The following is a 12,039-nucleotide window of genomic DNA, read 5'->3' on the forward strand; positions in this document are numbered from 1 at the left end:
AAAATTAACCGATCAGATGTTCAAACTGCGTCACCTCTTTCTTCCGGAACACTTCCAGATCAGCAGCTACCATTTCTTTCACGAGGGCGGGCAGGTCGTATTTAGGTTCCCAGCCGAGAACAGTTTTTGATTTGGTAGGATCGCCGATCAGCAATTCCACTTCCGTAGGACGGAAATAAGCAGGGTCTACTGCTACTACTTCTTTCCCTACAGGTAAAATGTATTCTTTATTCCGGCAGGCGGAAACAATACCTATCTCTTCCGCACCTTCACCAATGAATTCCAGTTCAATGCCCAGTTCATCAAATGCCATGCGCACAAAGTCGCGCACGGTGGTAGTAACACCTGTGGCAATCACATAATCGTCTGCCTTATCCTGTTGCAGGATGCGCCACATGGCTTCCACATAATCTTTCGCATGGCCCCAGTCCCTGCGGGCATCGAGGTTACCGAGGAATAACTTATCCTGCATGCCCAGTACAATAGCTGCTACTGCACGGGTGATCTTACGGGTTACGAAAGTTTCACCGCGCAGGGGGCTTTCGTGGTTGAAGAGGATACCGTTGCAGGCAAACATGTTATAGGCTTCCCTGTAGTTTACGGTGATCCAGTAAGCGTAGAGCTTGGCTACTGCATAAGGGCTCCTTGGATAAAAAGGCGTGCTTTCCTTTTGCGGCACTTCCTGCACCAGGCCATAGAGTTCTGAAGTACTGGCCTGGTATACCTTTGTTTTATTCTCCAGCTTGAGGATGCGCAGGGCTTCCAGGATGCGGAGTGTTCCAATGCCATCGGCATTGGCAGTATATTCCGGCGTATCAAAGCTCACTTTTACATGGCTCATCGCGGCCAGGTTATATATTTCATCAGGTTGTGTTTCCTGTATGATGCGGATGATATTGGTACTGTCCGTCATGTCCCCATAATGGAGCCGGAAGCGAACATTTTCGCTGTGGGGGTCCTGGTACAGGTGATCGATACGCTCTGTGTTGATCAGCGAAGCGCGGCGTTTTACGCCGTGTACCATATAGCCTTTCTCCAACAATAATTCCGCCAGGTAGGCGCCATCCTGTCCGTTTACACCAGTAATTAAAGCTACTTTCATTTGATTGTTTTTTAGAAGTGTTATAAGTATTATCCGATCGCGTTCATGACGGAGAATTGTTTTTTCACGAAGTCGCTGTAAGCGAGGGTAAGACCTGTTTTGAGGTCTGTTCTATGCCGCCAGCCTAACTGATGCAGTTTGGATACATCCATCAGTTTGCGCGGGGTACCATCTGGTTTGGAGGCATCAAAGATGATCTCTCCTTCGAAGCTGGTCACTGCTTTTACTGCTTCCGCGAGTTCCCTGATGCTGAGGTCTTCCCCTGTTCCGATGTTCACCAGTTCCCTTCCGTTATATTCCTGCATGAGGAATACACAGGCATCTGCGAGATCATCTGCAAAAAGGAATTCGCGTTTGGGTGTACCACTGCCCCATACGGTGACCGTATCTTTTTTATTGACGCGGGCTTCGTAGAACCTGCGGATCAGTGCAGGCAGTACATGGGAGTTTTCAGGATGGTAATTATCGCCGATGCCATACAGGTTAGTGGGCATCACACTAATAAAGTTGCAACCATACTGGTCCCGGTATGCTTCACATAATTTAATGCCCGCGATCTTGGCGATGGCATAAGGTTCATTCGTCTGTTCCAGGGGGCCTGTGAGCAAACTACTTTCCTGCAAGGGCTGTGGTGCCATGCGGGGATAGATACAGGAACTGCCGAGGAACATCAGTTTGGTAACCTTGTATTTCCAGGCGGCATGAATGATATTGGAAGCGATCATAAGGTTATCGTAGAGGAATTCTGCCCTGTAAGTATTGTTAGCATGAATACCGCCCACTTTGGCTGCTGCCAGGAATACATAATCCGGCTGCTCTTCTGCAAAGAAGGCATCTACTTCTGCCTGTGAACGGAGGTCCAGCTCCCCGGAAGTACGCAGGATAATGTTCTGGTAGCCCAGTGCGATCAATTTCCTTTTAATGGCACCTCCTACCATTCCGCGGTGCCCTGCTATATAGATCTTATCTGTTAGTTTCATCTCATAATAATTCCGGGCGATTCTCTTTCACCCATTGATGTAATTGTTTTATTTCCTGTCCTTTTCCCTTCTGCATGATCAGCAATGCGCCGGGGGTATCTACCACTACCATGTTTTCCACACCTACCAGTGCCACCAGCTTCTCTTTCCCGATCACCATACTGTTCTGCGGATCACTGTTGATGAAAACTGCCTGGTGATTGCTGTACTGGTAATGTTGCGTTAAAGCTTCCGAGAGGGCTTCGTAGCTGCCTACATCACTCCATTGCATATAACTGGGCACTACTTTCACACGCTGGCTCTTTTCCATCACGGCATAGTCTATACTATCTGCAGGAATGGCCTCCATTGTGCCGAGGGAAACGGTGCCGGTCTGCAACCATTCTTCTGCAGCGATGGCAGCAGCTTCGTAAATAGCCGGTGCATACTTTTGCAGTTCTTCCAGCATTACGCCTGCTTTGCAACAGAAGATGCCGCTGTTCCAGAGGTAATCCCTGCTTTCCAGTAACAGTGTAGCGGTTGGCAGATCTGGCTTTTCCACAAAGCGCAGCACATCATATCCTTTGTATTGTATGTAACCATAACCGGTTTCAGGATAGTTAGGCTGCAGGCCAATGGTAACAAGGTTATCCGCTTCTGCGAGTTCCTTTGCAGTGGCTATTGTTTGTGCATAGAGGTCTGGTGTACCGATCAGGTGATCTGCCGGCGTGATGAGCAACACCGTTTCAGGGGCTGTAACAAATGCCGCCAAAGCAATGGCAGCGGCCGTATTACGGCCAACAGGCTCAGCCAGCAGCATAGGGTTTTCTGCCCCTGCTTCCTGTAATTGTGTGGCTATCATGTGCTGCTGTTGGGCATTCATGATGGCCATAATATTTGTACAGGCAGTTCTGTTCCTTAAGTAAGTGAGTTGTAACAGGCTCCGGTCTTCAAACAAAGGCAATAGCTGTTTGGGTGTTTGCTGGTTAGACAATGGCCAGAGGCGGGTGCCGGACCCGCCACAAAGTAAGATATGATGCATGGTTCTTTATATATAAGTTTGTTCGAGGGCTTCGTCTACAGTTACCACTTCGTTGGCAGCGAGCGTAGCGATCATGGCATAACCCAGGCTATGGAGTACGGCCTTCACTTTATTCCTGCTCACTTCAATGATCCTTCCGCGATGATGCATTAAAGGGCCTGCAGTGATCTCCACCATATCGTTCTGGCGGATAGGTACTTTTTCCAGGGTCACGTTTTTGTGGTCCCGCAGAAAACTTTTGATCAGCTCAATTTCCTGGGATTGTATAACGGCAGGTTTACCCAGCCAGTATACAAAGTTCACCACCCCTTCCACTTCTCTTACCAGCGATTTCATGCGTTCCGGGATCCGTACAAATACATAGGAAGAGAACAAAGGTTCTTCCACGATCTTCCGCCGGTCGCTCCAACGTTTTTCCACCTGGTTTAACGGGCAGTAACATTCCACCTGCTTACGGGTAAGCGTTTCTGCTACTTTTTTCTCCGCTCTTGACCTGGTATACAGTGCGTACCAGGCATGCACTTCTTGTTGCATAAGGTTTCAATTTTTGGTTAACGATTAGTTGGTCTTCTTAACGCGGGTTTACCAAAGGCAGTAAAGATTCGGGTAGGCAGAGCTTCGCCTCCTCAGTCACATGAGTATGGTTTCACAGCTATGAGGCTGTTAATTATATATTGAAAATACTTCTGATGAACCGCTTGCGTTTACCGTTCTTCTTAGGTTCATCCACATAACCATATCCGTAACCGTAACCAGCTGCTGCTACGCCACGCGGGCGTACACCATTGAATACCAGGTTAAGTTTACCCACTTCTTTATTGCGATATAATTCGTCTATTAATTTGAGATGCAGTTTAGGTGTAACCTGCTGGCGCAGTACATAGAGGCATGCGTCAGCAAAAGGTGCCAGCAAACGGGCATCTGTTACCAGGCCTACCGGCGCTGTATCGATGATCACATAATCAAACATGGTTTTCAGATGCGAGAGCATTTCTTCCAGCCTGCCGTTCAGGATCAGCTCTGTTGGGTTAGGTGGGATCACACCGGCCGGTAATACAAACAGGTACTCATTACCCGGCACCGGTTGCAGCATCTCTGATATACTGTTGCGGCCTACCAGGTAATTAGTGATGCCCGGTTCCCGTTTGATGCCCAGCATTTTACTGATCATGGGTTTACGGAGGTCAAATTCCAGCAACACCACTTTTTTACGGATCAGTGAAATACTGGCGGCCAGGTTGATGGATACAAAGCTTTTACCTTCTCCTGAAATAGAAGAGGTGACCAGCAGGGTTTTGTTATCCCCATTCAGGCCGATATAGGAAAGCGATGTTCTCAGGGAACGGAACTGCTCTGCCACCAGGCTGCGTTTTCCATCTCCTATCACCAGGGCTTCGTTATTATCGTCGTACATGATCTCTGCCACAATGGGTGCTGCCGTTGCTTTTTCTATCTCAGCCTTTTCAACGATCTCCCTGTTGAGCATATCCCTGATGGTGATGATAGCAGCTACCAATACAATACCTGCTATAATAGCCATAGCAAGTACCGTCATCTTTTTAGGACTGAAGGGTACAGCGGAAGATTCTGCTGCGTCTACGATACGGCTGTCTGAAATAGCAGCTGCATAAGCAAGTGCTGTTTCTTCGCGTTTTTGTAAAAGGAAGGTGTAGATATTGTTCTTGATCTCTCTTTCGCGGCTTACTTCCACCAATGCTCTTTCTTTACCCGGCACACTCCGCAGGATCCCCATGAAACGGCCATTGGCACTTTCCAGTTTCTCTTTACCGGCGTTCAGGTTAGCACGGAGGCTGTTGATGTTCTCCATAATGCTGGGGGTAAGCTTCGCGATCTGGCGGTTCAGGGCTCCTAACAAGGGACTGTTCTCGCCTGTTGTTTTCCTCAGGCGCTCCCGTTCCATTTCTGTTTCGTAGAGTTTGGCCACCAGCTCCATCAATACCGGATCACTGAGGCCTAAAGTAGCGGGAACAATATTTTCGCCCTCTCCTTTTCCGCTTACATATTTTTCAATGGCATCCAGTACAGATAACTGCATGTTTGCTTCACTCATTTTTGAATCGTTCTCCTGCACACTTTCCAGGAACAGTTTGCTTTGTTCACTGATGTCTACAATCCCTTCCTTTCTTTTAAACTGTTCTACTTTTGCTTCTACCTGGCCCAGCTCCTGTGTTACAATGTTCAGGCGGTCTTCCACAAAGGACATAGTGCTGGCAGCTACCCTGTTCTTATCTTCTATGGCGGCGGCATTGTATACTTTGATCAGTTCGTTCAGGATGTCTTCTCCCCTTGCGGGTGCCACATCGCTGTATTCCAGTTTGATCACTGTACCCATTTTAGAAACGGGTGCTACGCTGAGCCTGCTGAGGATCACCTGTGTCAATTGCTTTTCGTCTGTGATCCGGAGATAATAGGTATTATCATCCGGCAATACGCCGGGATGCGCTTTGATGAGCATTTTACCCCATGGAGTGGCAACCGTGTCATTCAATGGATATGTTTTATCGTACAGGGAAACGGTTGCTTTTGATGCGTTGTAAACAAACGGCACTATTTCCGGTTTGCCGGGTTTGATCTTACGCGGTTCCAGGAACCTGAACTGCAGCGGTGCATTCTCATATGCGATCAGGTCACGTACTTTTCCTTTCTGGTATACTTCTCCATATAATTGCAGGTTCCTGGCAACTTCGGTAGCGAGTGTGCGGGAGTACAGGATCTGCATTTCGTTCTCAATATTCTTATCAGATCCAAAAAGGTCCAGGGAGGCCAGCAGGTCCTTTTCTCCCAGTTTTTTGGATTCTTCCTTTACCAGTAATGTGGCGGATATTTTGTAGGTAGCAGTGGCATATCGGAGATACAACATCGCAACACCTACGCCCAACGCAGCGGCCAGCAGAAATAATGGCCAGTACGACAGATAACGATACCTGATCAGCGCCATCAGGTCTATTTGTTCCTGTGGCTGCTTACGTCTATGGTTACTATTGAACTGTTGCATAATTTTTCTATTTCACCAACCGGTCCAGAACAATCACCAGTAAAGACAAGCCGCTTAACACGATGGGTATAACGGTACTTGACTTGCTGGCATTAGCTACTTTGGATTTATTGGGTTCCACGTAAATAACGTCGTTAGGTTTGAGGAAGTAATAAGGCGATGTGAGCATCTGGGCATCGTTGAGATTGAGCCTCTTTGTTATACGTTCCCCTTCTGTTTCACGGATCAGCAGCACATTGTCCTTCTTTCCATAGATGGTAATATCACCTACCATGCCCAGCGCTTCCATGATGGAGATCTTTTCACTCGTTACATTCACTACGGCAGGTTGTGCCACTTCTCCCAGTATAGTGACCCTGTAGTTGAGGAAACGGATGCTTACTACAGGGTCTACCAGTAGTTTCCGTTCCGCAAGCTGATTTTGAATGGTATCCGTCAATGCTTTTTTTGTGAGGCCTTCTGCTTTCAGGGAGCCCAATACAGGAAACTGGATATATCCCTGCTGGTTCACCAGGTAGCCGGCTACGGGGTTAGCAGCTGTAACAGCGGCGCTGTGGCCACCTGCTGCAGCTGAAGGAGTGGCTGCCCCGGGTGAATAGGTGTTAGGCAGATTGTACAACATGGCCTCCTGGGGGTTCATGGCGCTCACATTGATCTGCAGGATGTCGTTCTTTTGAATAACAGGTTCAAAATCACCTTTCACCCTTGCGAGTGCAGTGTCGTTCACATTATTAAAATATGCCGCTTTCTTTGTACTAACACAGGAGAATAACAAACAGCTGAAACTTAGCAGTAATGAGGTTTTAATAATAAAGAATGGTTCTCGTGTCGGGCGCATTACATCAATTTAATATTACTGTTCTTATATGGTTATGATCACAGTGCAATATTAAATCATGATAAAAAAATAAAACTTACTCAGAGAAGTACAAATAGGGAGATAAGGACGAATGTTACTACTTATTAAAGTAGTATTGCGGCAGCAATGCAGATTAGGGAACAAAACAGGCTGTTGGACCAGATCTTGGAGATCAGCTCGGATTTACTGGCTACGTTGAGCTTCTGGTATACTTTCTTTAAATGCTGGTTAACGGTGAATACAGTAACAAAGAGCTTTTCCGCCATTTCTTTATAAGAATACCCATCCTTCAAAAGTTGTAATAACTCGTACTCTCTTTTCGTGAGCCGGTCTTTCACACTTTCCAGCGGGTCTTTGCTAACATGATCTATCAGCATATGTGCGGCTTTGGGGGACAAGGTGCCACCCTGGTTGATGGCATCCAGGATGCTGTGATAGATCTCCATCAGCCTGCTGGTTTTTATAATATATCCACTGGCGCCTTTGCGGATGGATTCTATAACATATTCTTTTCCATCATGCCCTGAAAGAACAATGATCTTTGCGTCCGGGTAAATGCGTTTTAATTCTTCCATGCCACTGATGCCTGATTCGCCGGGCAGTGAGATGTCCAGCAGGATTGCTTTTACATCCGGGTCTTTGTAGGGAAGCGCTTTAAACTCTTCCATCGAGCGGCATGCAAATACAACTTTGCACTCCTGGAAATCTTCTAAGAACTCCTTGTAATTATTTAGTTGAAAGTGATTGTCTTCAATTATGCCAATAGTGATCATATAACGGTTAACGTTAAAGTGGTTTTCCTGCCGATATGTTTTGTCCTAACACTTATCAAATTTAAGTCCAAATCAGGCAAAAAAACGAAGGGTAATTTTAATTTATTGATAACAGGTCGGTTATATAGGGTCTAATTTTACTCATTTTAGTAATAAATATACGAAATTCATATTCAATGTAGAAATATATACCAGTATTGTGGGGAAGTTCCGTTGAAATAAAAATAATCTTAAAAAAGTGCCGGATTCTATGCTTATCTTACCTGTGCCTTTATTTATTCCCCGAACTAATGCAAAGACTTAAGACCAATCCTGCTTTAATGGCCCGCGCCATATCGAAAAACCGTATAACACTGCGATGAAGTCTCAGCAATATATTAAAGTTAGCCATCTGATGAATGGAATAAAGGAACCCGTTTTACTCATAGATCCTTCAGAGCTGATCGTACTAAAAGCGAATAATGCTGCCATAGACCTGCTGGGTGGAGGCAAACGAAAAGCGATCACGGACAAACCATTGCAGGCGCATTATGGTAATGGGCAGTTCCTTCCGGACACGATGTTCCCTTTGTTCCAGGATTCTTTTATTATTACTACTTCTATCCCCGGCACTAAAACGCTGATAGATTTCAAGGCGAGCCGTATTAATATTAACCGCAAACCATTCCTGCTGGCTATTGGCAAACCCGTTGAAAAAAAGCAAACTTTAAAACTGCAATTGCAGCACCTGGAGAAAGAGAAGTCGCTGCACGAGATGAAAGCTAATTTCATGTCTATGACCTCTCATGAGTTCAGGACCCCTTTAACAGCTATTGCTTCCGCAGTGGACCTGCTGGAAACGCGTTTGCAAATGGACGGATTGCTGAATAGTTTCTATCAGCATAATATTTCCAAAGTATCCGGGGAGATCTTTAACCTGAACAGCATGCTGGATGAGATCCTGACGCTCAGTAAGATCGTGTCCAACAACTATGAGGTAAAGAAAACAGCAGTAGATGTTGAGCAGGTGTTGAACTACCTGAAGTTCCAGTACTTCTCTGAAAGGAAGGACGAAAGAGTACTCAATGTGAAGATATCCGGAGAACCGCGCAAGATATATGTGGATAAAAGTCAACTGTCGAAGATCCTCACGAACCTGATCAGTAATGCGTTTAAGTACTCTGTGAAAAAGAATCCTTCTATCCAGCTTTCCTATCAGAAGCACAAAATGATGATCAGGGTTTTTGATTATGGTATTGGTATTCCGGCCAAAGACATTCCGCATTTATTTACTTCTTTTTACAGGGGAAGTAATGTGGACCATATTGAAGGAACAGGGTTAGGTCTTGCGATTGTAAAAACTTTTACGGAAATGAATAACGGCACAATTGATGTATCAAGCGAGGAGAATAAAGGAACCACCTTCACCCTGACATTCAGGTATGAAGACCATGTCTAAGCAAACCGTATATGAATAGAACGATCCTTCTCATAGAAGATAAAAGCAGTTTATCCGAAACGTTGAAAACGTTGCTGGAGTTACACCAGTTTAAAGTGATCCTGGCCGGAAACGGAGAGGATGGTATTAAGCTGGCGAGGCAGAAGCTTCCGGACCTTGTGATCAGTGATGTGTATATGCCTGTGGTGAATGGGTATGAATTACTGGAGTCTTTTAAGAACGACAGTACATTGAGCAATATTCCCGTGATCATGCTTACTGCTAAAACAGAGATTGAAGAAATTAACCTGGCGATGAGGAAAGGTGCAGCGGGATATGTGACGAAGCCTTTCCTGTTTAAGAATTTGCATGCAACGATCAAGAAGGTGTTAGTCTGAGTTTTTGCAGGAACCTTGCCGCGCTGCAGAGGGCGGAGGCTTTTTATTTTTGAGGTGTTGGGGGTTTATTGAATGTTGTTGTTATTGCTGAAGTTTTTGTTTTTTGAGTGTTTGCATGTTATTGCGGAGTTTTTTTGTTTTTTGAGTGTTTGCATGTTATTGCTGAAGATTAAACTTCCATTGTACTCCTAACATAAAACCCGCGTTGTTACCCAGGTCTCCCCAATCTACTGCTGCACCGCCGGTAAGTGTCAATGGCTCAAGTGGGGTTTGCCAGCTTACTTCCTGTAAAGTATACCATTGCGTGAGCGCAGGTTCAAAATGAGGTTCCAGGTAATTGCCATGGTTCTTTGTATAAGTGAGCAGCGTTCTGGCTTTCAGTGAATTGCCCAGCATATACATGGCACCCAGGTGTAAACCTGTTATCCTGTTGTTGACGATATTCCATCCTTTTCCGCTGATAGAGTCTTTTGGCTTCGACCAATCGAATGGTTTGATGTCGTTGAAATAATGCTGTGCTCTTTGGCGGTTGATGAATAAGGGGGTACCGATAATGCGGTCCTGGTATTCCCAGCCGGTTAAGTAGATGCCATTGTTGTAATAACTTTCCCTTACGTTCAGCGGGAAGAAGTCGTTCATCTGTTTGGTGTTCAGGTATTCTGCTGTGAACTTTAACAATTTGTTCTTATTGGAATAGCTGAATCCCAGCATGCGGTCTGTATTCTTAAATGTGATCCCCTGCCCTGTTTCAAACATGGATTGATTATACAGGTGCAGCTGCATGTTATCATTTTCCCAGGTAATGCCTCCCTCCAGTACACCACGATGGTCTCCAGGGCGATTGGGCCTGTACTCAGGGTTATTCACAGTACCATCATCCCCTTCTTTTCCAATGAACACATTCCAGAGATCTTTAAAGGAGCTTTTGATCTTTGGCAGGTCCGGACGATTCCCGCCCCAGAGTGCATAGTGTTGCAAACCGCCGTATAACTTCAGTTGCTTCTTCCCGATCCTTACGTAAATGGTTTTCTCATGCAGGAAAGCACCGGGGATGTATTGCTCTTCTCCCATCCAGCCATGGCTTATCTGCCCTTTAAACTGCAACCAGCCATTTGTAAAAGGTATATCTGCATAATCCGTTAAAGCAAAGCCCACTTTCGGAATCGGGCGTGCGTTACCGCTAATGCCCCATGATCCCGAGGAAAGGTCTTTATCAACTTCTCCTATCCTTTCTTCATAACGGCCTGCTCTGAATTCTAGTTTCTTATATCCTGCTTTAAGGAAACCTTCCTGGATGAATACGTCTTTGAACTGATTGTTATTATAGAGGTCTAAGCCGTAGCGGATATAGAAGTTTTCATTCAGCAGATGAATATCGCTGATCCTGGCATGTGTGGAGAGGTCTGCTTTTCTATCGCTGATAATGCCAAAGCGGTTAGAGACCAGCCATAGCGGCTGATAGTCTTTGCTGGCGATGGTACCAGTGGTACCTACTTTTACTTCCAGGGAATCTGTAAACTGGGCCTGTGCCCTGGAAACACCAAGTAGTGCAAAAATGATAAGAAGCTTAGTACCCTGCATGGCTGCAAGGTAGGATGATATTTACGGGCGGGACTTACTTAAATGAGTAGAAAATGAAGCGGATGGCCGGGAAAGGGTACTTATGGAAGGAAGTATACAAACCCTGCCGTGCCGGTTAACCAGCTTATCGGGTGACAATTCAAGCCTTCTATCTTCCTCAAATTGTCATGTCAAATTCATTATTTAATTTCATCTTATGTTCCTGTTAAATGATTTAATATTTTCAGTAGTGTTATTCCCGTAATGAGAGAAGGCCCTTGACCAAAATTGTATGATAAGTAAGCATTCAGACTGTGAGAACACCCGACTTTCTTCTTTAATTATTTGTGTTTGTTGATTCATGCAGGAATAACCTGTGCAATGACTGTATATAATATGCTGTGACCCGGCCCGCGGAGCGAAAGCCGCTACTATCCTTTTGTTTTTGATCATCTAAAATAAACCAGCTCAAATGAAACATTTCCTCTGCACTGCGCTGCTATTGGCGAGCCTGATAGCCATGTCCTGCAGCGCTTCCCGTAAAAGCACAGCGGCTGCCAGACAGGCGGCCACCAACACCTCCTGGATACAAATGATGGACGACCCGAACGTCAATTACTTTGAAGCGGTCAAAGTATTTGAAGCTTACTGGCAGGGTAAACCCAAACCCACTTCAGAACATGAACTGTTTTCCGCGGAAGACAAAGACCATGCGCTGAATAACAGCAGCTACAGTAATACACGCGATGCAGAAGACCCTTCGGTGAAGTATCGCTTCGAGTACAAGAAATTCCTTCACTGGAAAGAAGAGGTAGCACCTTATGTGCAACCCAATGGCCGGATCCTCACTGCGGAAGAACGTATTGATATCTGGAAACAGCAAAAAGGACTTCGTCAATAACCTTATTAACCA

The 12,039-nt window shown here is 45.6% G+C and carries 11 protein-coding genes; 3 read left to right on the top strand and 8 right to left on the bottom strand.

The annotated features are described in order from the left end of the window. Positions 1–4 precede the first annotated feature (4 nt). From gmd to BUR42_RS10045, 7 genes are all read right to left on the bottom strand, one after another. Complete coding sequence (gene gmd / locus BUR42_RS10015; RefSeq protein ID WP_074239098.1) at positions 5–1,102, bottom strand: GDP-mannose 4,6-dehydratase; 1,098 nt, start codon at positions 1,100–1,102, stop codon at positions 5–7. Between the two features lie 29 nt (positions 1,103–1,131). After that, positions 1,132–2,082 (bottom strand): GDP-L-fucose synthase, encoded by a 951-nt coding sequence (fcl, locus tag BUR42_RS10020; protein ID WP_074239099.1) that lies wholly within the window; start codon positions 2,080–2,082, stop codon positions 1,132–1,134. 1 nt (position 2,083) lies between these two features. Next, positions 2,084–3,103: a mannose-1-phosphate guanylyltransferase gene (locus BUR42_RS10025; RefSeq protein WP_074239100.1), complete on the bottom strand. Its 1,020-nt coding sequence runs from the start codon at positions 3,101–3,103 to the stop codon at positions 2,084–2,086. A 6-nt stretch (positions 3,104–3,109) separates the two neighbouring features. Further along, positions 3,110–3,637 carry a UpxY family transcription antiterminator gene (locus tag BUR42_RS10030; protein WP_074239101.1) on the bottom strand — a complete coding sequence of 176 codons (528 nt, stop codon included), beginning with the start codon at positions 3,635–3,637 and terminating at the stop codon, positions 3,110–3,112. Between the two features lie 133 nt (positions 3,638–3,770). After that, complete coding sequence (locus tag BUR42_RS10035; RefSeq protein ID WP_074239102.1) at positions 3,771–6,119, bottom strand: GumC family protein; 2,349 nt, start codon at positions 6,117–6,119, stop codon at positions 3,771–3,773. Positions 6,120–6,126: 7 nt separating this feature from the next. Continuing rightward, complete coding sequence (locus BUR42_RS10040; RefSeq protein ID WP_074239103.1) at positions 6,127–6,957, bottom strand: polysaccharide biosynthesis/export family protein; 831 nt, start codon at positions 6,955–6,957, stop codon at positions 6,127–6,129. Positions 6,958–7,082: 125 nt separating this feature from the next. Beyond that, positions 7,083–7,751, bottom strand: a complete 669-nt coding sequence (locus BUR42_RS10045; protein ID WP_074239104.1) for a response regulator transcription factor — start codon at positions 7,749–7,751, stop codon at positions 7,083–7,085. 394 nt (positions 7,752–8,145) lie between these two features. On the opposite strand from BUR42_RS10045, the gene BUR42_RS10050 reads away from it, so the two are divergent. Both BUR42_RS10050 and BUR42_RS10055 read left to right on the top strand, forming a co-directional pair. Then, positions 8,146–9,189 carry a sensor histidine kinase gene (locus tag BUR42_RS10050; RefSeq protein WP_074239105.1) on the top strand — a complete coding sequence of 348 codons (1,044 nt, stop codon included), beginning with the start codon at positions 8,146–8,148 and terminating at the stop codon, positions 9,187–9,189. 11 nt (positions 9,190–9,200) lie between these two features. Beyond that, positions 9,201–9,566, top strand: a complete 366-nt coding sequence (locus tag BUR42_RS10055; RefSeq protein ID WP_074239106.1) for a response regulator — start codon at positions 9,201–9,203, stop codon at positions 9,564–9,566. Between the two features lie 156 nt (positions 9,567–9,722). On the opposite strand, the gene BUR42_RS10060 is transcribed toward BUR42_RS10055, so the two are convergent. Beyond that, the gene (locus BUR42_RS10060) at positions 9,723–11,147 is read right to left on the bottom strand and encodes a capsule assembly Wzi family protein (RefSeq protein WP_074239107.1); all 1,425 of its coding nucleotides are present in this window, start codon (positions 11,145–11,147) and stop codon (positions 9,723–9,725) included. 451 nt (positions 11,148–11,598) lie between these two features. On the opposite strand from BUR42_RS10060, the gene BUR42_RS10065 reads away from it, so the two are divergent. Beyond that, the gene (locus tag BUR42_RS10065) at positions 11,599–12,027 is read left to right on the top strand and encodes a hypothetical protein (protein ID WP_074239108.1); all 429 of its coding nucleotides are present in this window, start codon (positions 11,599–11,601) and stop codon (positions 12,025–12,027) included. The last annotated feature ends 12 nt before the right edge of the window (positions 12,028–12,039 follow it).

Origin of the sequence: Chitinophaga niabensis, from assembly GCF_900129465.1 — a bacterium.
Lineage (GTDB): Bacteria > Bacteroidota > Bacteroidia > Chitinophagales > Chitinophagaceae > Chitinophaga > Chitinophaga niabensis.